The sequence below is a fragment of the Streptosporangium carneum genome (assembly GCF_027922005.1).
In the GTDB taxonomy this organism is placed as follows: Bacteria; Actinomycetota; Actinomycetes; order Streptosporangiales; family Streptosporangiaceae; genus Streptosporangium; species Streptosporangium carneum.
In genome coordinates, this window is record NZ_BSEV01000001.1 from 1102909 (window position 1) to 1126757 (window position 23849).

Genomic DNA, 23849 nt, shown 5'->3' on the forward strand with positions numbered 1-23849 from the left:
TCCTGAGCAGTCGGATGACGCGGCTAGGTCTCGGTGTCATCCTGAGCAGTCGGACGATGTGGCCAGGTCCCGACGTCATCTCGAGCAGTCGGACGGTGTGGCCAGGTCTCGGCGTCATCTTGAGCAGCCGGACGACGACCGGCCGTTCCGCCGATCGTCTCGACTGCTGGACGGCGTTGCCGTCGGCGTCCATGAGTCGCCGTCATGACAGTGGCAGCCGTGGTTCTGACCGCTGTGGCGGTCTGGTTGTGGACCGGGCCCGATCCGGCGACCGCTCGTCTGCGCTGGGCGGAACGCCGTCATCCACATTCACACCGATCGCGCTCGCTGCGCACGAGGTTCACCGCCGGTTCCCGGCCTTCGAAACGTGTGGCCGCCTGGCAAGCGGCCTCGATCGAGCTGTGCCAGGGGCTCGCGGCCGAGTTGGCCGCCGGGCGGACGGCGGGGGAGGCGCTGGCCCGAGCCGTGTCCGTCGCGGACTTCCCCGATTCGGTGGCGCTCCGTCCCCTGGTCGCGGCGGCGAGAGACGGCGGTGACATCCCCGCCGCCCTGCTGGCTGCGGCTCCGGAGAAAGGAGGCGAGGCCTTTCGGGAACTGGCCGCCTGCTGGCGGGTGAGCCTGACCACAGGCGCGGCTCTGTCTGTTCTGGTGGACCGCGTCGCGGCCTCACTCAGGGAGGCGCAGGCCCACCGTCAGGATCTCGCCGCCCAGCTCGCGGGCCCTCGTGCGACAGCCCGTCTACTGGCGTTCCTGCCCGCACTCGCTCTGCTGATGGCGGCGGGGCTGGGCATGAGTCCGCTGGGCTTCCTGCTCGGCGGTCCGGCGGGCCTGGGGTGCCTCGCCGCCGGTCTCGCCCTCGACGGGTGCGGCTTGTGGTGGACGCATCGCCTTGTCACCCGCGTGCGGCACGCCTGACCTGTGTCTCGTTCACTGCCCTGTGCCTCGTCCACGTCGACCGTCAGTGGACGACGGGTAGTGGACGACTGGCAGTGAGTGATCGGCAGTGGACGACCGGCACTGGGTGATCGGCAGCGCCCGGAACCGGCCCCTGTGACCTGCGGCCTCGGAGGCCCCTACGGCCTGGGAGGCCGTTCGATTGCACCGAGCCGGCTCAGGACAGCCGTCGCCCGATGGCGTCCCGATCCAAGGGCGTCAGCCGTACAGAAACCGGGTTCTTCTCTGCTGGGGTGAGGTCCTTGCCGGTGTGGTTTGTGACGTGGGGGTGAGGTTCAGGGGCCGGGGTGGGGCCTGTGATGCGGGGGTGAGCTTCGTGACGCCGGGGCGTGGTCTGTGATGTGAAGTGAGGTCTGTGAGGTCGGTGAGAGCCGGGTTCTTCTCTGCTGGGGATTGCGAGATCCCTGCTGGCGCGGTTCGTGACGTCGGGGTGCGGCCTGTGTGCGGGGGTGCGGTCCGTGAGGCCGTGGGGTGGTTTGTGAGGCGCGGGCGATGTCTGTGACGCAGCTGGAGCTCGTGCTGTCGGTGTGAAGCCCATGACGCGAGATCGTGAGGAGATCCGCAGGTGATCGTTTTGTTGGCCGTGGTGTTCGCCGGACTCGCCGGGTGGCTGTGGACGCCATCGCGTGATCCCGCCGACCGAATCGGCAGAGCCGTGCGGTCACCGCCTTCCCTTCGGCAGCCTTCGCCTCGGCCCTCCACGCCCAGGTCCTTTCCTACGGGGACAGCAGGAGTGGGGGCAGGGGTGGCGCGGTCCGCGACGCGAGCTCGCTTCTTCTCGCCGTCGCCGCGGGCGGCCGGTGAGCTCGGAGGGGTGGGGGCGGCCCACGAGCCCATAGGGAAACGACGGCTGAGCCGGGAGGAGGTGATGTTCTGCGGGCTCATCGGACTGACCGCTTTCCTCGTTGTCGGCGCCGTTCCCGGGGCCGTCGCGGGTGCGGTCGGCTTCGTGGGCGCGCTGAGGGTCGTCCGGATGCGTGAGCCGCCCCACCTTCGTCGGGAACGTGATCGTGTGGCGGCCGATCTGCCGCTGGCGGCCGACCTCATGGTGGCCTGTCTGCGTGCGGGGCAGCCGATCACCGGTGCCGTCGACGTCACGGTCGGGGCGATCGGGGGGCCACTCGGTGACCGGCTGGCCTGGGTGAGCGGACAGCTGAGGCTGGGGGCCGCGCCAGAAGACGCCTGGCAGGCGCTGGCGGTCGAGCGTCCTTTGGCTCCGCTGGCCCGCACCATGAGCCGCGCCGCGCTCAGCGGCGCTCCCGTGGCCGACGTTCTCACCAGACTGTCCGACGACTCCCGCCAGGCCGCCCGTGCCGCGTCCTCCGCGGCTGCCCGACGGGTCGGCGTGCAGGTTGTCGCTCCGCTGGGGCTGTGCTTCCTGCCTGCTTTCGTCTGCCTCGGCATCATCCCCGTTGTGGCGAGTCTCGCCGGTGACGTGCTGCTTCCCTGAGGTGCTCACAGCTCTCCGGGTTATCCACAGGCTCTCGCCGACTGCTCTCTGTTATCCACAGAGCGCTGTTCGTGTCCCCGCGCTCCCGTCCCCATCGAGAAAGCTGGCCTGACCGGTGCCGGGTGTCGGACCCGCCCATCACTTCAGGAGGAAAAAGATGGCTTCATCGATCGCTGGCTGCGACCGGCCTGCTCGATCGCGCTGGTTGCGCGTCCGTTGGGCGTTGCTGACCACGGCTCAGGGGCGCGACCGGGGCATGTCAACCGCCGAATACGCCGTTGGCACGATCGCCGCCTGTGCTTTCGCGGCGCTTCTTTTCAAGGTGGTGACGAGTCCCGAGGTCCAGCAGTTGATCACAGGTCTGATCAACCGGGCGCTCAGCGTCGCCGGATGACCGTCATGGGGCCCGGCTGCACCCCTTGCCGATCAAGAGGATCGGTGACAGCGGAGACCGCTGTCGCACTGCCTGCCCTCATCGTGGTCCTGGCCGCGGCACTGTGGGCGGTGGCGGTGGTCGGGGCCCAGCTCGAGTGTGTGGACGCGGCTCGCGCGGGTGCCCGAGCCGCGTCGAGGGGGGAGCCGTTGGAGCGCGTGCGGGGTGGCGTCCTGGCCGCCGCCCCGCCGGGGGCGCGGGTGACCGTGACCCGGGGCGCGGAGGTCACCCGGGTGGAGGTGTTCGCCAGCGTCGCGCCTGGCTGGGGTTCCTCCCTGCCAGGCGTCACCGTCCACGCGACCGCCGTCTCCGCCACCGAGCCCGGTGGGGAGCGGTGAAGCGGTGACCGCGGTCGGGAGAGATCAGCGACGAAGAGGAGTGGCCAGGGGAGAAGTCGGGTGGGGAGCGGTGAAGTGGGACGCCGTCAGGAGAGATCAGCGACGGACAGGAGCGGGCAGAGGAGAAGCCTGGAGTGGACTGGAGGGCAGAAGCTGGGGGTGGGCAGGCAGCAGGAGAGAAGCAGCAGGGGCAGGCAGGGGAGAAGCGGCAGGTGGGAGGAGACAAGTGGGGGAGGCGGGGGAGACAAACGGGGAAGAGGGGCGAGAGGAGACAAGCGGAGAGACGGGCGGGGAGCGGAGAGATGGGCGGGGAGCGGAGAGACGGGCGGAGAGCGGAGAGACGGGCGGGGAAGGGAGGAGAGGGAGACAGGCGGGGAGTGGGGGACAGGCGGGGAAGGGAGACCGAGGGGCGGCGACGATCTGGGTGGTCGGGCTCATGACGCTGATCTTCATTGTGGCAACCGCGATCGTGTTCGCCGGGACAGCCAGGGTCGCCCGCCACCGAGCCCGGAGCGCAGCCGACCTGAGCGCGCTCACCGCCGCTCGTCTGGCCTTCGCCGACCCGGAGCGTGGGTGCGGGAAGGCGTCCTTACTGGCTACGAGCAACGGTGCGAGGCTTGTGCGGTGCTCCGTCGATGGTTACGGCATCGCCGACGTTCAGGTCACGGTACGGTTCTCGCTGCCCGTCCTGGGCGGTCGGGTGATCACGACCGCCGCTCGTGCGGGTCCGGTCCACATCGCCGACGCCGTCGATGAGACCGCCTCGTTCACATGGTCGGAGACTCGTTCACATGGTCGGAGAAGGTGAGAACCGCCCATGGTGCTGGTGACGTCAGTCGGTGTCGTCGGGATGAGGCGGGCCCTGACCGGGCTACGGCGTGGTGCGCTGAGGGACGGCGAGGCGCTTCGCGGCGGCCGTGACGAACGCCGACACCGCTGCTTCGAACTCCGCTTCGCGGGTCCTGAGCTCGGTTTGGTCGACCGCATCGCGTAGGGCGTCCATGTGCGCGAATGCGGCGTCGGCGAGCGGCTCGGGCCGACCTGACACCAGATGCAGCCGGAAACGCGCGGTTTCGGCCAGGGCGCCCAGGCGATCGGCCTCGACGCGCGCCTGGGTGAGTTCGGCGGGATCCGAGCGCCGGAGCCACACGGTGACGACAGCGCGCTTGAGGTCGGTCACCGCGGCGGCGAACTCGCTGTAGGCGGCCAGACGTTCCTGGCGCAGCCGCTCCTCGCGTGCGATCGCCTCAGCCCGCACGGCGGTCTGTCGCTGGAACAGGTAGGTGCTGAAGGACCCCAGAAGGGTCCCGAGAACGGCGATCAGGCTTCCAAGGACAGCGCTCACCCGCAAAGGGGATCACATTCGACGTCTGGGCCCAAGGGTGCCCATTCCTGCTCCGTGCTGGTTCTGATGCTCTGCTGGGCTCTCAAGGAGTTGAGGGAGCAAGGCCGCCTGTGACCGCGGCGACGGTGTCGGTGTCGCCGCCCAGGTCGATCGCGGCGCGTATCGCGTCCTCGTAGCCGGAGGTGGTGCACGGAGCCCAGACGGCTGAGCCGAGGCAGGGCCAGACGGCGCTGTTGAACTGGGTGGCGTGGTCGGGATGCTGTCGCGGTGCGAGGACAGTGGCGTACCTCTCACGGTGATTGGGCCGACGCGGGTGAGAGTGTCCGGAAGAGCAGCGAGGGGATCGCCGCCCTCCAGCGCCACACGCAGCAGGTCGTGGAAGATCGCGGTTCCCTCCCAGGCGGCGGGATCGCCGTGGGTGAGCGCGGCGATGCGGCGAGCGGCGTTCATGGTGGCGTCCTGCCCCTGATGCGCGAAATACACCGCCGAAGTGGTGGTCCTCATCAGCGAGCCGTTTCCGGCGGCGCGACGGGTGCTCTGGAAGTGGACGGCAACGGCGCGGTCCCAGGGCATGCCGTTGGTCAGGACATCCTCGGTCTGCAGCCCGATGTCCTGGGCTCACAGGCCGCCCATCGCTGGAAACGGGAGAAGACGTCCGGCAGGTCCAGTCCTTCCTGCTCCAGCAGCGACTCGGCCAGGTGCGCGGCCATCTGTGTGTCGTCGGTGGCCTCTTGTCAGGGGCGGGGGTCTCATGTCAGGGGGAATCGGAGAGCAGGACGGCCAGGAGGCGCAGGGCCCCGGTCTTGTCGAGGGGTTCGTTGCCGTTGCCGCACTTGGGGGACTGGATGCAGGACGGGCAGCCGCGCTCGCACTCGCAGGAGGCGATGGCCTCCCTGGTGGCCGTGAGCCAGTCGAGGGCGCGGGCGTAGCCGCGTTCGGCGAAGCCCGCGCCGCCCTCGTGGCCGTCGTAGACGAAGACGGTGAGCAGCCCGGTGTCGGGGTGGAGCTCGGTGGAGACGCCGCCGATGTCCCAGCGGTCGCAGGTCGCGAAGAGCGGCAGCAGGCCGATGGAGGCGTGTTCGGCCGCGTGCGCGGCTCCTCCGAGGTCCAGGCCGTCCTGGGCCAGGGGGGCGGTCGCCGAGGCGGGCAGGGTCCACCAGACCGCGCGGGTGCGCAGGGTGCGCGGAGGAAGGTCGAGCGGCTCGTCGCCCATGAGTTCGCTGCTCTGGGCGCGGCGTCTGATGTAGGAGACGACCTGGCGGGTCACCTCGACGGAGCCGAAGTGGAGCTCTCCCCGGCCGAGTGGGTGCGAGTGGAGGGACTCCAGGACCGAGATGTCGGTGACGTCCCTGGCGAAGGTCGTGTAGTCGGGGGCGCCGGCCTCGACGAGGGCGACGCCCGCCTCCAGGTCCAGCTCGGCGACCAGGAACGTCTCCCCCTGGTGCACGTAGACGGCGCCGGTGTGCACGCTGGTGTGCGCGGAGGGCTCGTCCACGGTGCCCAGCAGCCGTCCCGTGGACATCTCGACGACCTGGACCGGGGGGCCGCCCGCTCCCCGGATGTCGGCGAGGTCGGTGGCCCTTTCCCTGCTGGTCCAGAACCAGCCCGTCGCGCGCTCCCTGAGCAGGCCGTCCGCGACGAGGCCCGCGAGCACCTCCTTCGCGCTCTGCCCGAAGATCTCCAGATCGTCGTGGGTCAGCGGGATCTCGGCGGCGGCGGCGCACAGGTGGGGGCCCAGCACGTAGGGGTTGGCCGGGTCGAGCACGATCGCCTCGACCGGGCGGCCGAAGAGCGCCTCGGGGTGGTGGACGAGGTAGGTGTCCAGCGGGTCGTCCCTGGCGATCAGCACGGCCAGGGCGTCCTGCCCCGCGCGTCCCGCCCTGCCCGCCTGCTGCCACAGCGACGCCCTCGTCCCCGGCCATCCGGCGATGAGCACGGCGTCCAGCCCGGACACGTCGACGCCGAGCTCCAGCGCGTTCGTGGTCGCCAGCCCGAGGAGGCCTCCGGAGCGGAAGGCCCTCTCCAGCCCCCGGCGGTCCTCGGCGAGGTATCCGGCCCGGTAGGCCGCGACCCTGTCCGGCAGGTCCACGGGCGCGTCGGAGCCGATGACGAGGTCCTGAAGCCTGGCCCTGGCGGTCAGGGCGACCGACTCGGCGGCCCTGCGGGAGCGGACGAAGGCGAGGGTGCGGACGTCGGCGGCGACCAGGTCCGCGAGGAGGTCGGCGCTCTCGGCGGCGGCGGGACGGCGCAGGGGCGCGCCGCCCTCGCCGCGCAGATCGGTCAGGGGCGGCTCCCACAGGGCGAAGGTGGTCGCGCCCCGGGGAGAGGCGTCCGTGGTCACCTCGGCCATCTGGAGGCCCGTCAGGCGCGTCGCGAAGGTCCCGGGCTCGCTGGCCGTCGCAGAGGAGAGCAGGAACACCGGGTTTGAGCCGTACCGCGCGCAGATCCGGCGCAGGCGGCGCAGGATCTGGGCGACGTGGGAGCCGAACACGCCCCGGTAGCCGTGGCACTCGTCCACCACGACCATCGCCAGCCGCCGCCAGAAGGCCGACCACTGGGCGTGACGGGGGAGCATCGTGCGGTGGAGCATGTCCGGGTTCGTCAGGACGTAGTTGGCGTGCTTGCGGACCCAGGCCCGCTCCTCGAAGGAGGTGTCGCCGTCGAAGGTGGCCGCGCGCAGTTCGGGGACGTCCAGCTCCTCCAGCGCGCGGAGCTGGTCGGCGGCCAGCGCCTTCGTCGGCGTCAGGTAGAGGATCGTGCGGCCGTCCAGCACGGAGGAGACGGCCGGGACGAGGTAGGAGAGCGACTTCCCCGAGGCGGTTCCTGTGGCGATGATCACGTTTTGACCACGATGTACCAGTTCAGCGGCCTCGGCCTGGTGCGGCCACAGTCCTGGAATCCCTCGGTTCGCCCAGCGCGTAACCAGGCGCTCCTCGACCCAGTCCGGCCATCGGGTCTCACCCGCCTGACGTGCGGGAACGTGCTCAACGTGGGTCACGCGCTCACGGCGCGCGGAAACGCCGAGCAGGTTGCCGAGTGCGGAACCCGCTCGGAGGGAGGAGGATGTGGGCGGAGTCACTGGTTTCCAGTCTGGCATCTGTGGGCAGAGTCGCCGGGAATCGTGATTTCGTATAGACACTGAGCGTACGCATGGTTGAATGCCGCGCGTCGGGGCTTGTCGTCTGGGGGCCACCCGGTCCCAGGAGTCACGCCTGAATCGGTACTTTCGCAGGCAAGGCGCTGGAGGATCTGTGGATCTGAAGTTGGACCACCATTCCGAGGACCGTCTCACCATCGTTGAGGTCGAGGGTGAGATCGATGTCTACACCGCGCCCAGATTGCGTGAGCTCCTGATCGACCTGGTCAACAAGGGGAACTTCCACCTCCTCGTCAACATGGAGAAGGTCGACTTCCTTGACTCAACGGGCCTTGGTGTCCTGGTCGGCGGGCTCAAGCGAGTTCGGGCGCACGACGGCTCACTGGAGTTGGTCTGCACCCAGGAGCGCATTCTGAAGATCTTCCGGATCACCGGGTTGACCAAGGTCTTCGGAATCTACGCCTCGGTCGAGGAGGCCAAGGAAGCTCACGGCTCAGACAAGTAATCATGGCTACCGTCGAGCTGACGTTCAGCGCCCTTCCCGCCCACGTGCGCACGGCACGCCTGGTCGCCACGGCGATCGCCAGGCGCACCGGGGTGGAGGAGTCACTGCTGGACGAGGTACGGCTCGCAGTCGGTGAGGCGTGCTCCCGGGCCGTCGAGGCGCACCGCCTCCACTGTCCGGGGGAGCCGATCCGCATCGAGCTCCGTGATGACCTGGGGCGGTTCGAGGTGACCGTCACCGACTCGGCCCCGAGCGACGAGCTGGAGCAGGATCGCGCGCTGCTGCGATTCGACGACCCGCTCGTGCAGCTTCCCGACGCCCTGATGTCCGGCTTCGGCATCGCGGTCATCGTGGGACTGGCCGACGACGTCCAGGTCTATCCGAGCCAGAAGGGCATGCGCATCCGCATGAGCTGGCCTGCGGCGACCAACGGCCTGTCTCCGGCCTGACAGCAGTACATCTTGATCTGACAGCGGTAAGACCCGGCAGCCGGGCGCGTCCGACGGGACGCGCCCGGCTGTCCGTTTGTGGGGGCCTGGTTTCGGTCAAACATAATTTTGATATGTGAGGACTGAAATGAGAGGAAGGCCTGGTGAAGGCACCTCGTCCGCCGGTTCGGGCAACCTTTAACCGGAAGAGTCGAGAAGGATTACTGCCCGCGTCATTAATTGGCCACGCGCAGAGGCTTCATATCGGCGAGTTGGCTGCGTAGACTCCCCGGCACCGGCCAAGGTTTGTCCTTCGGAAGCGGCTCGCAGGCGGGCCGGGTTCCGTCGGAGGTCTGCGGACGCAACCGGAAGCGGCACTGCCAACCACCCCGGACGTGCGCCGCTCCACCTTCCTATCGTCTACCGCAGCGCAGTCCGGGCAGGACGTGATCCCGTCTTGCCGAGGAGAGTCGGATGTCTGTGCTCGATCTCGCCGCTGCCGAAGAGCCAGCGGTATCCCTGAGCGGTTCCCACTTCAACATCGTGATCGCGGTGGCCGTCGTGGCCCTGATCGCACTCGCCGTCGCAGCAGTGCTGGTGCGAGAGGTTCTCGCCGCCAGCCAAGGCACCGAGCGTATGCAGAGCATCGCGCGAGCCGTACAGCAAGGGGCTTCCGCGTATTTGACGCGGCAGTTCAGGACACTCGCGGTGTTCGTGATCCTTATTCCTTTCCTGCTCTACCTGCTCCCCGCGGAGTCGACCGGTGTGGCCGTCGGCCGCTCCGCCTTCTTCGTGGTCGGCGCGGTGTTCTCCGCGCTCACCGGCTTCGTCGGCATGTGGCTCGCGGTCCGGGGGAACGTCCGCGTCGCCGCCGCCGCCCGTGAGTCGGGCGAGAAGGTCGCGATGCGGATCGCCTTCCGCACCGGTGGCGTGGCCGGCATGATCACCGTCGGTCTCGGCCTGCTCGGCGCCGCCATCGTGGTGATCAGCTACGGCGGCGAGGCTCCGGCGGTGCTGGAGGGCTTCGGCTTCGGCGCCGCGCTGCTCGCGATGTTCATGCGGGTCGGCGGCGGCATCTTCACCAAGGCCGCGGACGTCGGGGCCGACCTGGTCGGCAAGGTCGAGCAGGGCATCCCGGAGGACGACCCGCGCAACGCCGCGACCATCGCCGACAACGTGGGCGACAACGTGGGCGACTGCGCCGGCATGGCGGCCGACCTGTTCGAGTCCTACGCGGTGATGCTGGTGGCCAGCCTGATCCTGGGCAAGGTCGCCTTCGGCACGGAGGGCCTGGTCTTCCCGCTGGTCGTTCCCATGATCGGTGTGCTCACCGCCATCATCGGCATCTTCACCACCGCCCCCCGCAAGGGCGACCGCAACGGGATGGCGGCGATCAACCGGGGCTTCTTCATCTCGGCGGCGATCTCGGCCGTCCTCGTCGCCGTCGCGGCCTACGTCTACCTGCCCGACAGCTTCTCCAAGCTGACCGGCGTGAGCGCGGAGATCGCCGCGGTCACCACCGACCCCCGGCTCATCGCGATCGGCGCGGTGCTCATCGGCCTGGTGCTGGCCAGCGCCATCCAGATTCTCACCGGCTACTTCACCGAGACCAACCGTCGTCCGGTGAAGGACATCGGCGAGAGCGCCCGCACCGGCCCCGCGACCGTCATCCTGTCCGGCATCAGCGTCGGTCTGGAGTCGGCGGTCTACTCGGCGCTGGTCATCGGCGCGGCCGTCTACGGGGCGTTCCTGCTCGGCTTCGGCAACGTCACCATCGCCCTGTTCGCGGTGGCCCTGGCGGGCACCGGTCTGCTGACCACGGTCGGCGTGATCGTGTCGATGGACACCTTCGGCCCTGTCTCGGACAACGCCCAGGGCATCGCCGAGATGTCCGGTGACGTCGAGGGCGAGGGCGCCAGGGCGCTCACGTCGCTGGACGCCGTCGGCAACACCACGAAGGCCATCACCAAGGGCATCGCGATCGCCACGGCGGTGCTCGCCGCGACGGCCCTGTTCGGCGCGTTCAGGACGGCGATCGAGACCCAGCTGGGCAACGCGAGCCAGGGTGTGAAGGACGTGCTGGGCTCCTTCAGCTCCTTCAGCCTGAGCGTCGACTCCCCGAACGTGCTCGTCGGACTGGTCATCGGCGCGGCGGTCGTGTTCATGTTCTCCGGGCTGGCCATCCTGGCGGTCGGCCGCGCGGCGGGACGGGTGGTCTTCGAGGTCCGGGAGCAGTTCCGCACCAAGCCGGGGATCATGGCGGGCACCGAGCTGCCCGACTACGGCAGGGTCGTGGACATCTGCACCCGTGACTCGCTGCGGGAACTGGCGACGCCGGGCCTGCTGGCCGTGCTCACCCCGATCGCCGTCGGCTTCGCCCTGGGCTACGCCCCGCTCGGCGCGTTCCTGGCGGGCGCCATCGCCTGCGGCACGCTCATGGCGGTGTTCCTCGCCAACTCCGGCGGCGCGTGGGACAACGCGAAGAAGCTGGTCGAGGACGGCCACCACGGAGGCAAGGGCTCGCAGGCCCACGAGGCCACGATCATCGGCGACACGGTGGGCGACCCGTTCAAGGACACCGCGGGACCGGCGATCAACCCGCTTCTCAAGGTGATGAACCTGGTGGCGCTGCTGATCGCGCCCGCCGTCGTGGCCTACGCCGACAACGTGGCGCTGCGGATCGGTGTCACCGCGATCGCGGTGGTCATCGTCGTCGGCGCCGTCGTGGTCTCCAAGCGCCGTTCGGCGAGCATCTCCCCGACCGAGGAGAACCACGTCGACCGTCAGCGGGAGCCGGTCTCCAGCTGAGAGGAGAGCCGGTCTCCCGCCGCCGTCAGGGGAGGCGGGAGACCGGCGCCCGGCCGTCCGGGAAGCCGGGGCCGGTCGAGGAAGGCACGACGCGAGGGGTGCACGTGGCCGCGCACCCCTTTCGCGTGTCCGGGGCCTCCCGGTGGGAAACTGATCCGTATGGAACAGCAGCCCTCCGGAGGCAGAACGCTCATACTCATCCTGCTGGCGATGGCCGTGGTGTTCGCGGTGATCGTGGGGGTCTCGATGTGGGCGGCGAGGTGAACGCCGAGGTGAACGATCAGGTGGACGGCGAGGCGGGCGGCGAAGTGAGCGACAGGGCGGGTGACAGGGCGGGTGACGGAGGCAGGGTGACGACGCGCACGCTGATCGTCCTCAGGCACGCGAAGGCGGCACACACTCCGGGGCTCGCCGACCGGGAACGCCCCCTCACCGAGCGCGGCCGCCGCGACGCCCGCCGGATCGGCGAGACGCTCACCGGCCTGGACCTCCGGCCCGACCTGGTGCTCTGTTCCCCGTCGATCCGCACGCGGCAGACAGCCGAGCTGGCCCTGCCCGGCGCGGACATCACCTTCGAGCCCGCCATCTACGAGGCCTACCCCGACGAGCTGCTCACGCTCGTCAGGCGCAGCGATCCCGAGGTGCGCACGCTGATCCTGGTGGGCCACAACCCCGGCGTCCACGAACTGGTCCAGGACCTCACCACGAGGGAGGGCGACCCCGGCTTCCCTCCCGGCGCCTTCGCGGTCATCGAGACCGACGCCGAATGGGCCGAGCTGGACGCCGGACGAGGCGTCGTGCGCTGGAGCCCGAAGGAGCACTGAACGCCCGCGGGCGGTGACGCCCCGCACCCCCCGCGGTCCGACAAGTGGGGGTGGCATGCGAAGAGTCGCCGGGACGCTGCGCGGCGACTTCGCGGTCGCGGGCCGTCCCGCCTGGGGGTACGGCCTGCTGTGCGCGCTGGGCGTCTGCCTGCCGCTGCTGGCCGGGGTCGTCGGCGGTCATGTCCGCGAGGGCGTCGCGGCGGCGCTGGGAGGCTATCTCACCGTCTTCGGCGACGCGCCGGGCCTGCCGTACGGCGAGCGGGCACGCAAGCTACTCGTCACCACGCTCATGGCCACGCTCGGGACAGGTCTGGGCCAGCTGCTCCAGCCCTGGCCCTGGCTCGCGGTCTTCGCGATCGGCCTGGTCGCGGCCGCGGGGGCCTACTGGCCGGTGATCAGCGTTCCCGCCGTGCTCGCCGTGACCCTGACCTACTTCGCCCCCTCCGGGGCCGCCCTGATCACCCACATGGCGATCACCGCGGCGGGCGGCCTGCTGATCACGGCGCTGCTCGTGGTGCTCTGGCCGGTGCGCCGTCTTCGGCCGCTGCGCACCGCCTTCGAGGAGGCGGGCACGGCGCTGGCCGACCTGCTGCCCGCCGCGGGCCGTGCCCCGCTCTCGGACGAGAGCTGGGAGTCGCTGCGGCGGTGTGCCGTCACCGCCGTGGACGACGCGGCCAGGTCGTTCTCCCTCTACCGGGTCTCGCAGGAGGACGACCGGGCCCTGGAGCGGTTGCTGGCCACACTGGACCGGATCTTCAGGGAGACCATCGCACTGCGGGTGTTGCGGGCGGCGGCCGTACAGGGGGATCTTGGCGAGGAGTGGACCGGGGAGCTGGACGAGGCGGTCGAGGCGCTGGCCGCCGCGCTGCGGGAGGCGGTCGCGCTCGGCGGCTCGGCCGCGGTGCCCGAGGCCGTCGACGCCATCGGACGATTCGCCGACCGGGTGGAGCGGGTTCGCAGGGCGGCGCACGCGGGTGAGGCGCCGCTGCCCGCGGCCGTGCTGCTCGGACAGATCCGCCGCTGCCTCGACCGGATCGGGATGGCGGTGCGGTCGGTGTCGCAGCAGGCGGCGGAGGCGGTCGAGGTCGGGCCGCGGCTGCCGAGGTTCGGCAGGCTGCGCAAGCCGGTGTTCTCGACCGGCTACCACCCCGTACGGCTCGGCCTGGCGGTGACCCTGGCCATGGCGCTGATGCTGCTGGCCCACGAGCACTACGCCAAGTGGTTCGTGGTGACCGTGCTGGTCAGCCTCCGTCCCGCCTACCGCGACACGGTGGACCGGGTGACGCTGCGGGTGCTCGGCACGGCGGTCGGCGCGGCGGGGGCGGCGGTCGTGCTCGCGATCGCCCCCGGTCACCTGTACCTGATCGTGTTCATCGGGATCTGCGCGGTGCTGGGGTTCGCGCTCAGGGGCGCGAGCTACGGCTACTGGACGATCTTCTCCACGCCGCTGTCACTGATGCTCTCCGACTTCACCCTGCCGCTCGACTGGGGCGCGGCGGCGGCCAGGGTGGCCCTCACGATCGCGGGCGGGACGCTGGCGCTGCTCTTCACCAGGACGCTGTGGCCCAGGGGGCACAGGGCGCGGCTGACCGGCAGGATCGTGGACACGCTCGAACGGCACGCGGCGCTGGCGCGGTCGCTGGTCGAGCGGGACCCCGAGGAGGTGAGCGCCGTGCTCTCCGCCGCGGCCGACGCGGCGGACAGGCTCACCGACTCCCTGAACCGGCTGGACAAGGAACCGGGCGGCAGCGCGCCGCGACGGCTCAGGGAGGCGGTGACGGCGGCCAGGCGGTTGCGGGACAACGCGCTGGCGCTGCTGGCCGTACCGGCTCCCGTCGAGGAGTCCGGGCCGACGGCGACGGTCCTCGACATGGTCGCCGACCGCCTTGAGAACGTCGCGGAGGCGATCAGGACGGGACGGCCCGAGGCGCGGGCCGACGATCTGGACCGCGTGCTCGACCGGCTCGGCGCGCACGTGGACCTGCTGACGGCGCGGAGGCTGGACGAGGTGGCCGAGGGGGCCGCGGACCGGATGACCGGCGTGCGGCGGGGGATCATGCACGCCGCCGCCGCGCAACCGGCCCTGAAGGGGCTGAGCGCCGAGGCGCTCGAGCTGGCCTCCCTCACCGCTCCACGACGGTGACGCCGTCTTCGGCGTCGGCGGCCTCGACCTCGGCACGCGGGATGCCGAGCAGGTAGAGGATCGAGTCGAGGTAGGGCACGTTGACCGCGGTGTCGGCGGCCTTGCGGACCACGGGCTTGGCGTTGAACGCGATGCCCAGGCCCGCCGCGGCGATCATGTCCAGGTCGTTGGCGCCGTCGCCGATGGCCACGGTCTGGCTGATCGGGATGCCGGCCTCCCGCGCGAAGCGCTCGAGCGCCCGCGCCTTGCCGGGACGGTCGACGATCTCGCCGACGACTCGTCCCGTCAGCACGCCGTCGACCACCTCCAGGGTGTTGGCCGCGGAGTAGTCGATCCCGAGCTCCTCGACGAGGGCGTCGGTGAGCTGCGTGAACCCGCCGCTGACGATCGCGAAGCGGTAGTCGAGCCGCTTGAGCGTGCGCACCAGCGTGCGGGCTCCCGGAGTGAGCACCAGCTCCTTGCGGACCTTCTCGAACGTCTCCTCAGGCAGGCCCTCGAGCAGGGCCACGCGGCGGCGCAGCGACTCGGCGAAGTCGAGCTCGCCGCGCATCGCCTCCTCGGTGACCCGGGCGACCTCCTCCAGGCAGCCCGCGTGCGCGGCCAGGAGCTCAATCACCTCGGCCTGGATGAGGGTGGAGTCGACGTCCATCACGATCAGCCGCTTGGCCCTGCGGTGCAGGCCGCTGCGCTGCACGGCCACGTCGACCTGCTGGGTGTACGCCTCGGTGGCCAGCTCGGCACGGAGCGTGTCCGGGTCCGCGCCGGAGACGGCGAGCTCGATGCAGGTCACCGGATAGTTGGACAGTCGCTCGATCCGGTCGATGTTGGCGCCCGCCGCCGCGATCCGCCCCGCGATGCCCGCCATCGCGGCGGGCTGCAGGGGCGCTCCGAGGACGGTGACGTGCAGCCGTCCGCGCCGCCGCTTCTCGTGGAGGTCGGAGCCGGTGGACAGTTCCACCTCGAGGCCCAGATCTCCCGCGGTCCGCTCGACGGCGGTCCAGAGGGCGCCGAGGGTGCCGCCGGTCCCGGTCGGGGTGTCGCCGGAGTAGGCGACGAGGACGCCCAGGGTGAGCCTGCCGCGGATGACGACCTGCTCGACGTCGGCGACGACTATGGGGAAGCCGGCCAGGACGGCGAAGAGCCGGGAGGTGACCCCCGGGCGGTCCGGGCCGGACAACGTGATCAGAAGCGTGCGCTGGTTCATCGGTATCTAAGCTACTTGGCCCCAGAAACGATCGTGAATGCGGTTCATCATCCGGACGCCTGAAGTTCGCGGCGCCCTCCCGCTCGGTGTCACCTGAGCCTGCCTTCATATGTGCATGACGACCACTCCCGCGGAGCAGCGGGTCGCTCGCTACATCGTCGGGCTGGCCAGTACCGCCGCCGACATGCGGGAGGCCCAGCGCCTGCGTCACAGGGTGTTCGCCGAGGAGATGGGCGCTCGGCTGGACACCCCCATAACCGGTCTCGACGTCGACCCGCTCGACGCCTACTGCGACCACCTCCTGGTACGGCACGGCGAAACGGGCGAGGTCGTCGGCACCTACCGGCTGCTCTCCCCGCGCAGGGCCGACCGCCTCCACGCGGACTCCGCGTTCGACCTCACCGCGCTGGCCGGGATCAGGACGGACCTGGTCGAGGCCGCCAGGGCGTGCGTGCACGCCGAGCACCGGCGCGGCGCGGTGATCGGGCTGATGTGGGCGGCCATCGCGCGCTACATGGTCGCCGGAGGTCACCGGTGGCTCGCGGGATGCTGCACGGTTCCGGCCGCGGAGGCCGTCGGGATCATGGAGCGGCTGCCGCTCTCCCCGCCGGAGTACCGGGTCACCCCGCGCCGTCCGTGGCGTGGCGGCCGGGGCGCCGGACGGGGTGCGATCCCCGCCACGCTGCGGGGCTACACCCGGCTGGGCGCGTGGGTCTGCGGGCCGCCCGCCCACGACCCCGACCTCGGCACGGCCGACTTCTTCGTGCTGCTCTCGATGGCCAACGTCACTCCTCGTCACCTGCGGCACTTCCTGGGAGCCCCGGCATGACTCCGTGGCTTCCCGCGGGGCCGTGCGAGCCCGCCACCTGCCTCACGCCCGCGGGTCCCACGGTCGCCCCGCCGCTCAAGGCCCTGCGGCTCGTGGCGATCACGCTGCTCCTCCTCGTCGGGGCGCTGCTCGCCCTCGGCGCCCGCGGACTCCGTACGGCCACGCGGATCCGGCTGACCAGCGGATGGTCCCGGACGGCGCTGTGGGCCCTCGGCGTCCGGATCGAGGTGCGGCCCGGCTTCGCGTTCCTGGCCGGTTCGGCCGCGGGGCTCCGGGTCCTCCCCGTCTCCAGGACGGCCCCGTTGATCGTGTCCAACCACGTGTCGTGGCTTGATCCGCTCGTCATGGCGGCCGTCATGCCCTGCCGCCTGCTGGCCGGGCGCGGGAGCGGGGACCGGCCGCTGGTCGGCGAACTGGCGGAGGGGGCGGGGGCGCTGCTCATCGACAGGGACCGGTTGTCCACGCTGCCCGAGGTGGTCGCCGGGGTGGCCAGGGCGCTCGGCGACGGAGAGCCGGTCGCGGCCTTCCCCGAGGGCGTCACGTGGTGCGGCCGGGAGATGGGCGCCTTCCGGCGCGCGGTGTTCCAGGCGGCGCTGGACGCGGGAGCCCCGGTCAGGCCGGTGGCGGTGAGGTATCTGGGACCCGGCGGCGCTCCGGCCACCGGCGCGGCCTACGTCGGCGGCGACACGCTGGCCGCCTCGGTCCGCAGGGTCGCCGGGCTCCGGCGGCTGACCGTCGAGGTGACGCTGCTGCCGCCGGTGCAGGCCCGTGACCGCAGGTCCCTGGCGTGGGCGGCGGAGTCCTCCATCGCCTCGGTGGTGATCGCCCCGACCTCGCACGGGGCCAGGGTGGCCGCCTGAACGTGGCCCGGGACGGCGGAGGCCGGACGTTCTCTGGCCTGCGGCTTCCGGTTCGCCGTACTCCGTCCGTCATGTCCCGAGGGCCAGGCGGCAGGCGAACCCGGGGGTAACGGCACCCTGACCGGTTGGGGACTGTGAGACGGCAGGGAAAGAAGTGACACTCGTGCTGTTACGTAAAGCAACGAGTCGATCACTCCAGGTGTCTGTCGGTGGGCGGGGCGATCGGGCGACGCGCTCCGGTGGTCGGGGTCGCCCGGGGGAGGCTCCGTCTGCCGGGAAAGCGAAGGACTCATGTTCGCATCCGCACGTTCCCTGCGCCGGGCCGGCGTGATGGCCGCCGCGCTGTCCACGACGGTCGCGCTGGCCCTTCCCGCCTACGCGGCCGGGCCGCCGATCTCCACCTCGGGAATTCCTCGCACCAGCGCGACCTGGGGCGCCGACCGGTGGGGCACCAACTCCAACCAGTGGGTCGAGCTGCCCGGCGCCTCCATTCCCGACAACGGCGTGCGCGGCAGCGCGGTGGTCGTGGTCACCTTCAACGCCGAGACCCACTGCTCGGACCCGTCCGACAACGGTGTGTGCAGCGTGGACATCCAGGTCGGGGGGCAGCAGGCCCATCCGCGCAGCGACAACTACCGGTTCGACACCGCCAAGGAGGGCGGCGAGTGGGAGACCCACTCCACCACCCGCACCGCCTGCTTCGCCTACCAGGGCGGCCGGCGTGACCTCACCGCCAAGGTCCTGGTCAGAACCTCCCAGGGCACCAGGTTCGAGCTCCAGAACTGGCATCTGAAGGTCGACCGTTACTCCCTGCGGGCGGGCAGCACCTGTCCATGACGTTCGCGGAGGGTCCTCGTCCGTCGCGCGCGTCCGTCGCGGGCTGATCGCGGCCGAGGTCTCCGCGGGACGTGCGAACGGCGCCGCGAGTGGGGGTGATCGCCGGATCTCGGCGCCGTCTACGTGCTCCGGCGTCGTTCGCGCGCCTGACCTGTCGCGTGAGGCGTGAGTGCGCGGGGTGGGCCGTGCGGGGCGGTGAGAGTGCGCGGGGTGGGCCATGCGCGGTGGTGAGGGTGCGCGGGGTGGGCCGTGCGCGGGTGGCGAGGGTGTACGGGCGGAGGCGGAGGCGGGTGCTCACGGAGGTTCTTCCGAGGTCGGCGGACGGATGCGGAGAGATGTGCTCACAGGGGTTCCGCTCCGCCATTTAGTGGAACAAAGCATTCCGTTCTGCTATTCTGGACACAGAACGAACCGCCCGCCGCCGAGGTGAGCGGCCCCCCGTGTCGGAAGGAACCACGCCCGATGAGCATCGACACCGTTTCCGGCTGGGATGTGCTGGACAACGCCCACAGCGCGCTGCGCACCGTGATCGCGGGTGTCGCGGCCGGAGACTGGGGCCGTCCCACTCCCTGCTCGAAGTGGGACGTCACCCAGGTCCTGCAGCACGCCGCGGGCGACCAGCGCGCCTATGCCGCCGCGATCACCGGCGAGGGCGGGCCGACGGAGGACCCCTTCTCGCCCTCGGGTCACCTGGAGGAGGTTCCCTCCGTCTTCGTCGAGGAGGCCATACGGGCGGCCGCCGCGGCCTGGAAGACCGTCGGCGAGGACGTCCAGGACGCGCCGACCCCCCTTCCTCAGGGGCGCATGCCGGGATGGCTCGGCGCAGGCGCCGCCGCGCTCGACGCGGCGGTGCACGCCTGGGACATCGCGGTGGCCACGGGGCAGCCCTCGCCGCTCACCGTGGAGCTCGCCCGGGCGCTGACGCCGGTCGCGACCGGCATCGTCGAGCCGCTGCGGGCGTACGGCGCCTACGCGGCCGCGCTGGAGTCCGAGTCGGGCGACGAGGTCGCCGCGCTGCTGCGCTACCTCGGCCGCGACCCCGGCTGGACGGCCTGAGCGCGAGTTCCGTCCCGCCGGAGGGCGAGCCGGGCGGCCGGCGTCGCGGGACGGGCATGACCTCTGGGCGCGCGTTCCCGAGAGGGCGGGGACGTCCTCGGGGACCCGCCCCGGACAGAGACGCCCCCAGGTCTCAACAGCCCTCAACGGGCCTCGACGAGAGAGGAGCGGGTGATCCCGCCCCTTTCAAGTGATCTCCAAGTGATCACGTGCACAGTACGGGGGCATGAACACAAAGACGATCACACGGTCGGTGGCATGGCTCGCCCTGGCGGCGGCCCTGGCCGTTCCGGTCATCACGGGGACGGCCAGGTCGACTCCGGCGGGTTCCGACGTCAACGGCCGCGGCGCTCTGTCCGCGGCCGACGGCGACTTCGACGGCCTCCTGGCCACGGGCGGTGAGTACGACGTCAAGGACGTGACTCACGACTGAGGCGGGATGAGCGTGTCCTTCGACCCACAGCCCGTGACCGGCCCGCCCTCAGGGCCTACTCGCGGTCCGTGACCGACGCCTCCGGCCGCGCCGACGCGCTTTCTGCGCGCCCGCTCCGCCCTTAGGACCCCGCCTCGGTTCTCCGTCCGGCCGGGGGCGTGTTCCGCTTCGCCCCGTGGCCGTGATCACCGCCCGGGGTCCGGAGCGCAGGTCGTGCACCGGGGCGAGGCGCAGTTCCGGCACGGCGGCGGGGGCTCGACGCAGACCTCGACGGCGTCGGAGTCGTTGGCCGGGTCGAGGTCCAGCTCGTTGCCGCCGACGGTCGCGGTGTTGGTCTCCTTGCCCGGGGCCGTGGCCTTGGCGTGGATCGTGAGCGTGGCCGCGCCGCCCCTGGGCAGCCCGCCGACCGTCCATTTCCCGGTGGCCGGGTCGTAGGCGCCGGACGAGGGCGTCGCCGAGACGAAGGTCAGCCCCTGCGGCAGCGCGTCCGCGACGGCGACGCCGGTCGCGTCGTTGGGGCCCGCGTTGCGGACCGAGAGGCGGTAGGTGACGGTCTGGCCGACGGTCACCCTGGTCAGGTCGGCGGACTTGACCACGCTGAGGTCGACGGCGGGGTTGACCCTGGTGACGATCTCGCCCGAGGTCGACCTCAGGGGTTCGGGGGTCGCGCCGAGACGGTTGTCGTAGCTCACGCCGCCCTGGTTGACGATCCGCCCGCCCGCCGCGGCCCGGCCGACCCTCACCCGGAACTCGACCGTGGTGCCGTCGGGCAGGTCGGCGGTGCTGGGCAGCCTGCCGTTCGCCGAACCGGTCGCGCCGGCGCCGAGGGAGAAGGAGACCTGGTTCGCCACGGGATCGAAGGTCCCCTGGTCGTCACCGGGCTGGTCGGTCTTGACGCCGGTGTTCGGGCCGTCCACGACGCGCAGCGAGCCGGGCAGGTAGGACGTCCCGGCGGGGACGGCGTCGGTGAGCCGTACGTTCTCCGCGGGCGCGCCGCCGTCGTTCCTGGCGGTCAGCCGGTAGGTGATCACGTCCCCGACGTCGGCGGGTCCGTCGGGGATCGCGGTCTTGGTGACGACGACGCAGGGCGCGGTGCCGAAGAAGACGTCGTCGAGGAAGTTGCCGATGCCGCGGTTGCCCCCGGCGGCGGACAGGGAGGTGAAGGCGAACCTGGTGGTCGTCTGGCCCGCGGGCACGGTGTAGGTGCCGGTGTAGGCGCCCCAGCCCGTGGCGTCGTCGGACACCGTTCGCTGCCTGACCGGCGAGCCCGGCGCGCCGATGTCCAGGGCCATCGTGTCGACGCCCAGACGGCCGCGGTGCGACAGACGCCAGTACAGCGTCGCCCCCGGGGTGGTCGGGTGGTCCTGGTAGAGGGTCGAGACCTGGTTGGCGTTCAGCTCGGCGAACTGCCTGCCCTCCGCGGGCGCGGCGTTGGTCGGGTTCGGCGGGCCGGTCCAGAGCTCGATCTGGTGGTCGGTCGCGGTCGTCACCCAGCCCGGCACACCGTTCTGCGAGGCGTCGGGAAAGAAGCCGACCGCGCCGCCGGTGACGGCCGGCTGTTCGAAACCGCCGTTGACCAGCGCGACCCGCTGCGGGCACGAGGCCGGGTCCGGCGCGGCGCGCCGGACCGTCCTGACCGGGTCGGTCCCGGCGGCGTCGGCGTGGGAGGTGCTGAACGAGGTCAGCGGTCCGGTCAGCACCGCCAGCGCGGCGACCGGATAACACATCCGTCGGATGTGCCTCATCATCGACTTCCTCTCCTGTGACGGCGTGATGCCTTCGTCCACCGGGCCGGGGAGACCGGCGCCGGTGCTGGAGGGAAGGGTGGCCTGACGGCCCGGCGGGGAGCGCGCGACACGAGCGCTCGTTCCAACGCTTGGCGGGACATTGACCGGCGCCGGCCCGCGCGGACGTGCCGAAGGGAAGATCAGGACCGGAAACAGGCCAGGGCGGCGTCGCAGTACGTCATCCGCGGTGACGGCGTCCGTCGCGGCGGACGCCGCGGGCGGGCGTCACCGCGGCCCGAGGTAGGCGATGACGGCTGCGACCCTGCGGTGGGTGTCCGGGCTGTTCTCCAGCGCCAGCTTCATGAAGATCGAGTTCACGTGCTTCTCGATCGCGGAGATCGACAGGTGCAGGGTACGGGCGATGCCCCCGTTCGAAAGGCCGTGCGCCATCTCCCTGAGCACGTCCAGCTCGCGAGGGGTCAGCTCGGCGGGGGGCGGGCTGTCCCTGACTCCGCGCCTGGCCAGCAGGCCCTCGACCACCTTGGGGTCGATCACCGATCCGCCGACCGCCACGGAGCGGATCGCGCCGAGCAGCTCGTCGATGTCGCCGACCCTGTCCTTGAGCAGGTACGCCCGGCCCTCCGTGCCGTCTCTGAACAGGTCCAGCGCGAACAGCGCGTCGGCGAACTGGGAGAGCACGACCACGCCGATGTCCCGCGAGGCCGACCTGATCCGGTGCGCGGCGTCGATGCCCTCCATGCCCGCGCGCACCAGGTCGGCCGAGCCGGGCATCCGGATGTCGGTCACCACCACGTCGGGACGCAGTCGCCTGGCGGCGTCCAGCAGTTCGTCCGCGGTGCCCACGGCGGCGACCACGCCGATCTCGCCCGAGGCCTCCAGGAGCCTGCGGGTGCCCTCGCGCACCAGGTAGTGGTCCTCGGCCAGGACGACCCTGAGCTCAGCCATGGGCCGTGCGGTGTCGGAAAACGGTCATGGGGAAATCCTGCCCGGCGGACGGACCCGCCGTACATGGGGCTGTCCGCACATCCGCTCGCGCCGCTTCGGGCCCGCGGCCCCGCCTCTCTCACGGGAGGCGTCCCGCCGGAGGAGGCCGGAACACGAGAAGCTCCCGTCCTGTGGGCAGGACGGGAGCTTCCGAGCGCCGGCGGGTCCCCGCCGTGGCGAGGACCCGTGGAAGGAACCTAGCGAACGATCTTGGTCTTGACCTTCTTCACGAAGTACCAGTGCTTGATGCCCATGCGCTCGAACTCGTCGCGGTTGAGGGTCTCGGCGCCCTGCGGGAGGTCGACCGTGTCGACGCCGAGGAGGGCGGTGGCGGTGCCACGGGCCTTCCTGCTGAGCTTCACGACGATGTCGATGCTGTCGGAGTCACCGATTTCGAGGGCGTTCGGCGTGATGCACCAGAAGCCGTCCTCGTAGTTGCCGCACTCGGTGCCCTTGGGGGCGTAGACCCTCGACAGGGTCGCCCCCTTGGGCAGCACGCCGCCGGTCCAGAAGGAGTCGGCGAGGTACGGGCCCTTGTTCGTGGCCTTGATGCGGTAAGTAATCTTTCCTCCGGCCCTGACCTTCTTCGGGGCCAGGATCTTGATGTCGAAGGAGGAGTAGGGGTCGTCGGCCTTCTTGACGACACCCGCCGGCGCCTTCGTGGGAGCCGCCGAGGCCGGTGTGGCGAGCAGCATGGTGCCCGCGAGCGGTGCGACCAGGGCAAGGGCGGCGATCTTGGAGATCGGGTGGCGCATTAAACGTCTCCCAGTTGAGGGGAACGAGGACGCTGCGGCAGTCCCCGTAAAAGTCCGCAGCGTTTTATCACAGAGCACTGGGAAAGTAAATTTTTTTCCTATTTAGGGCTATTTAACGGAGCGCCCGGCGCGGTCGCCGCACGGGATGAGCCAAGGTCCCGCACCTGCAGGCACATCTCGTACGGGCCGTCTCCGGGCGCTCCGGGTCTGGGGAGGGCGACGCCCGCTAGCGCAGGATCCGGGTCCTGACCTTGACGTACTTCAGGTCGACGCCCGTGTCGATGCCGTGGATGTCCAGGGTGTCGATCCCGCCGGCGGGGACGTCGATCGACGCCGTGGCGAACTCGGCGGTCGCGGTGCCCCTCGCGCTGCCCCTGAGCCACACCTTCACCTTGACGGTGGCGGTCCTGCCGGGCTTCAGGGTGTCGAGCAGGCAGCCGACCTCACGCCCGTCCACCTCGCAGTAGGCGCCGGAAGGACCGATGATCTGGACCTTGCGGGCCTGCTTGGGAACGTAGCCCCCCACGTAGGCGATGTCGGTCGGCCAGTCGCCGACGTTCCTGCTCTTGAGCGTGTAGACGATCGTGTCACCCGCCCACGCCTTGCGCGGATAGTAGGCGGTCAGCTTCAGCGGCGAGAGCGGGGGAGTGGCGAGGGCCGCGGTCTGCGGCGCCGCCGCGGCGCTCGCGCTCTGCGGGACGAACAGCAGGCCTCCCGCCATGGCGATGGCGGCGAAGGCGGTCAGGTGCCGGCGCATTTCTTACTCCAGTCGAAATTCCGTGTTCCCCCGTTATTTGCTGACATCAGCATGCGGTGGT

The 23849-nt window shown here is 71.0% G+C and carries 23 protein-coding genes and 2 pseudogenes; 15 read left to right on the forward strand and 10 right to left on the reverse strand.

Annotated elements, in window-relative coordinates:
- The first annotated feature begins 219 nt into the window (after positions 1–219).
- The 5 genes from PKF00_RS05430 (at position 220) to PKF00_RS05450 (ending at position 3983) form a co-directional block, all read left to right on the forward strand.
- Positions 220–915 (forward strand): type II secretion system F family protein, encoded by a 696-nt coding sequence (locus PKF00_RS05430; protein WP_271216217.1) that lies wholly within the window; start codon positions 220–222, stop codon positions 913–915.
- Positions 916–1699: 784 nt separating this feature from the next.
- The gene (locus tag PKF00_RS05435; protein ID WP_271216218.1) at positions 1700–2404 is read left to right on the forward strand and encodes a type II secretion system F family protein; all 705 of its coding nucleotides are present in this window, start codon (positions 1700–1702) and stop codon (positions 2402–2404) included.
- 157 nt (positions 2405–2561) lie between these two features.
- Entirely contained in the window at positions 2562–2798 is a 237-nt protein-coding gene (locus PKF00_RS05440) for a DUF4244 domain-containing protein (RefSeq protein WP_271216219.1), read from the forward strand.
- 44 nt (positions 2799–2842) lie between these two features.
- Entirely contained in the window at positions 2843–3175 is a 333-nt protein-coding gene (locus PKF00_RS05445) for a TadE family type IV pilus minor pilin (protein ID WP_271216220.1), read from the forward strand.
- 226 nt (positions 3176–3401) lie between these two features.
- Positions 3402–3983, forward strand: coding sequence for an Rv3654c family TadE-like protein (locus PKF00_RS05450; RefSeq protein ID WP_271216356.1), 582 nt, complete (start codon positions 3402–3404; stop codon positions 3981–3983).
- A 63-nt stretch (positions 3984–4046) separates the two neighbouring features.
- Here the strand turns inward: PKF00_RS05450 and kilB are convergent, their stop codons facing one another.
- The 5 genes and pseudogenes from kilB to PKF00_RS05465 all read right to left on the reverse strand — a co-directional run bounded on the left by kilB (position 4047) and on the right by PKF00_RS05465 (position 7617).
- Positions 4047–4520, reverse strand: a complete 474-nt coding sequence (kilB, locus tag PKF00_RS05455) for a plasmid transfer protein KilB (RefSeq protein ID WP_498073059.1) — start codon at positions 4518–4520, stop codon at positions 4047–4049.
- Positions 4521–4602: 82 nt separating this feature from the next.
- Complete coding sequence (locus tag PKF00_RS44620) at positions 4603–4920, reverse strand: ADP-ribosylglycohydrolase family protein (RefSeq protein WP_369011156.1); 318 nt, start codon at positions 4918–4920, stop codon at positions 4603–4605.
- Positions 4893–5093, reverse strand: a pseudogene (locus tag PKF00_RS45290) (ADP-ribosylglycohydrolase family protein); the annotation flags it as partial. The pseudogene PKF00_RS45290 and the gene PKF00_RS44620, both read right to left, overlap by 28 nt.
- 8 nt (positions 5094–5101) lie before the next feature.
- Positions 5102–5239: pseudogene (locus PKF00_RS45295) on the reverse strand (hypothetical protein); the annotation flags it as partial.
- Positions 5240–5274: 35 nt separating this feature from the next.
- Positions 5275–7617 (reverse strand): DEAD/DEAH box helicase, encoded by a 2343-nt coding sequence (locus PKF00_RS05465; protein ID WP_271216222.1) that lies wholly within the window; start codon positions 7615–7617, stop codon positions 5275–5277.
- Positions 7618–7771: 154 nt separating this feature from the next.
- Here PKF00_RS05465 and PKF00_RS05470 point away from each other — a divergent pair, with 154 nt between their 5' ends.
- The 5 genes from PKF00_RS05470 to PKF00_RS05490 all read left to right on the forward strand — a co-directional run bounded on the left by PKF00_RS05470 (position 7772) and on the right by PKF00_RS05490 (position 14325).
- Positions 7772–8122: an STAS domain-containing protein gene (locus PKF00_RS05470; RefSeq protein WP_184711921.1), complete on the forward strand. Its 351-nt coding sequence runs from the start codon at positions 7772–7774 to the stop codon at positions 8120–8122.
- Between the two features lie 2 nt (positions 8123–8124).
- The gene (locus PKF00_RS05475) at positions 8125–8571 is read left to right on the forward strand and encodes an ATP-binding protein (protein ID WP_271216223.1); all 447 of its coding nucleotides are present in this window, start codon (positions 8125–8127) and stop codon (positions 8569–8571) included.
- Between the two features lie 453 nt (positions 8572–9024).
- Positions 9025–11358 (forward strand): sodium-translocating pyrophosphatase, encoded by a 2334-nt coding sequence (locus PKF00_RS05480; RefSeq protein WP_271216224.1) that lies wholly within the window; start codon positions 9025–9027, stop codon positions 11356–11358.
- Positions 11359–11630: 272 nt separating this feature from the next.
- Positions 11631–12182: a SixA phosphatase family protein gene (locus PKF00_RS05485; RefSeq protein WP_271216225.1), complete on the forward strand. Its 552-nt coding sequence runs from the start codon at positions 11631–11633 to the stop codon at positions 12180–12182.
- A 55-nt stretch (positions 12183–12237) separates the two neighbouring features.
- Positions 12238–14325 carry an FUSC family protein gene (locus PKF00_RS05490; protein WP_271216226.1) on the forward strand — a complete coding sequence of 696 codons (2088 nt, stop codon included), beginning with the start codon at positions 12238–12240 and terminating at the stop codon, positions 14323–14325.
- Here the strand turns inward: PKF00_RS05490 and serB are convergent.
- Positions 14306–15529, reverse strand: a complete 1224-nt coding sequence (serB, locus tag PKF00_RS05495; RefSeq protein WP_271216227.1) for a phosphoserine phosphatase SerB — start codon at positions 15527–15529, stop codon at positions 14306–14308. The genes PKF00_RS05490 and serB overlap by 20 nt on opposite strands.
- Positions 15530–15644: 115 nt before the next feature.
- Here serB and PKF00_RS05500 point away from each other — a divergent pair, with 115 nt between their 5' ends.
- From PKF00_RS05500 to PKF00_RS05520, 5 genes are all read left to right on the forward strand, one after another.
- Positions 15645–16358 (forward strand): GNAT family N-acetyltransferase, encoded by a 714-nt coding sequence (locus PKF00_RS05500; protein ID WP_271216228.1) that lies wholly within the window; start codon positions 15645–15647, stop codon positions 16356–16358.
- The gene (locus PKF00_RS05505) at positions 16355–17218 is read left to right on the forward strand and encodes a lysophospholipid acyltransferase family protein (RefSeq protein ID WP_271216229.1); all 864 of its coding nucleotides are present in this window, start codon (positions 16355–16357) and stop codon (positions 17216–17218) included. Before PKF00_RS05500 ends, PKF00_RS05505 begins: the two co-directional genes overlap by 4 nt.
- 291 nt (positions 17219–17509) lie before the next feature.
- Entirely contained in the window at positions 17510–18055 is a 546-nt protein-coding gene (locus PKF00_RS05510) for a hypothetical protein (RefSeq protein ID WP_271216230.1), read from the forward strand.
- Between the two features lie 462 nt (positions 18056–18517).
- On the forward strand, positions 18518–19111 hold the full coding sequence (locus PKF00_RS05515; protein ID WP_271216231.1) for a TIGR03086 family metal-binding protein: 594 nt from the start codon (positions 18518–18520) through the stop codon (positions 19109–19111).
- 226 nt (positions 19112–19337) lie between these two features.
- Positions 19338–19544 (forward strand): hypothetical protein, encoded by a 207-nt coding sequence (locus PKF00_RS05520; protein WP_271216232.1) that lies wholly within the window; start codon positions 19338–19340, stop codon positions 19542–19544.
- A gap of 185 nt (positions 19545–19729) precedes the next feature.
- Here PKF00_RS05520 and PKF00_RS05525 read toward each other — a convergent pair whose 3' ends face one another.
- The 4 genes from PKF00_RS05525 to PKF00_RS05540 form a co-directional block, all read right to left on the reverse strand.
- Positions 19730–21292 carry a CLIPPER-2 domain-containing protein gene (locus tag PKF00_RS05525; protein ID WP_271216233.1) on the reverse strand — a complete coding sequence of 521 codons (1563 nt, stop codon included), beginning with the start codon at positions 21290–21292 and terminating at the stop codon, positions 19730–19732.
- 264 nt (positions 21293–21556) lie between these two features.
- Positions 21557–22237: a response regulator transcription factor gene (locus PKF00_RS05530; RefSeq protein WP_271216234.1), complete on the reverse strand. Its 681-nt coding sequence runs from the start codon at positions 22235–22237 to the stop codon at positions 21557–21559.
- A 236-nt stretch (positions 22238–22473) separates the two neighbouring features.
- Positions 22474–23031 carry a hypothetical protein gene (locus tag PKF00_RS05535; RefSeq protein ID WP_271216235.1) on the reverse strand — a complete coding sequence of 186 codons (558 nt, stop codon included), beginning with the start codon at positions 23029–23031 and terminating at the stop codon, positions 22474–22476.
- Positions 23032–23257: 226 nt separating this feature from the next.
- Positions 23258–23788 carry a hypothetical protein gene (locus PKF00_RS05540; RefSeq protein ID WP_271216236.1) on the reverse strand — a complete coding sequence of 177 codons (531 nt, stop codon included), beginning with the start codon at positions 23786–23788 and terminating at the stop codon, positions 23258–23260.
- Positions 23789–23849: the final 61 nt, after the last annotated feature.

Coding starts and splice junctions, on each gene's coding strand:
- PKF00_RS05440 (WP_271216219.1), top strand. CDS start 2,562: ATGGCTTCATCGATCGCTGGCTGCGACCGGCCTGCTCGATCGCGCTGG.
- PKF00_RS05465 (WP_271216222.1), bottom strand. CDS start 7,617: ATGCCAGACTGGAAACCAGTGACTCCGCCCACATCCTCCTCCCTCCGA.
- PKF00_RS05475 (WP_271216223.1), top strand. CDS start 8,125: ATGGCTACCGTCGAGCTGACGTTCAGCGCCCTTCCCGCCCACGTGCGC.
- PKF00_RS05480 (WP_271216224.1), top strand. CDS start 9,025: ATGTCTGTGCTCGATCTCGCCGCTGCCGAAGAGCCAGCGGTATCCCTG.
- PKF00_RS05490 (WP_271216226.1), top strand. CDS start 12,238: ATGCGAAGAGTCGCCGGGACGCTGCGCGGCGACTTCGCGGTCGCGGGC.
- serB (WP_271216227.1), bottom strand. CDS start 15,529: ATGAACCAGCGCACGCTTCTGATCACGTTGTCCGGCCCGGACCGCCCG.
- PKF00_RS05500 (WP_271216228.1), top strand. CDS start 15,645: ATGACGACCACTCCCGCGGAGCAGCGGGTCGCTCGCTACATCGTCGGG.
- PKF00_RS05505 (WP_271216229.1), top strand. CDS start 16,355: ATGACTCCGTGGCTTCCCGCGGGGCCGTGCGAGCCCGCCACCTGCCTC.
- PKF00_RS05510 (WP_271216230.1), top strand. CDS start 17,510: ATGTTCGCATCCGCACGTTCCCTGCGCCGGGCCGGCGTGATGGCCGCC.
- PKF00_RS05515 (WP_271216231.1), top strand. CDS start 18,518: ATGAGCATCGACACCGTTTCCGGCTGGGATGTGCTGGACAACGCCCAC.
- PKF00_RS05520 (WP_271216232.1), top strand. CDS start 19,338: ATGAACACAAAGACGATCACACGGTCGGTGGCATGGCTCGCCCTGGCG.
- PKF00_RS05525 (WP_271216233.1), bottom strand. CDS start 21,292: ATGATGAGGCACATCCGACGGATGTGTTATCCGGTCGCCGCGCTGGCG.
- PKF00_RS05530 (WP_271216234.1), bottom strand. CDS start 22,237: ATGGCTGAGCTCAGGGTCGTCCTGGCCGAGGACCACTACCTGGTGCGC.
- PKF00_RS05535 (WP_271216235.1), bottom strand. CDS start 23,031: ATGCGCCACCCGATCTCCAAGATCGCCGCCCTTGCCCTGGTCGCACCG.
- PKF00_RS05540 (WP_271216236.1), bottom strand. CDS start 23,788: ATGCGCCGGCACCTGACCGCCTTCGCCGCCATCGCCATGGCGGGAGGC.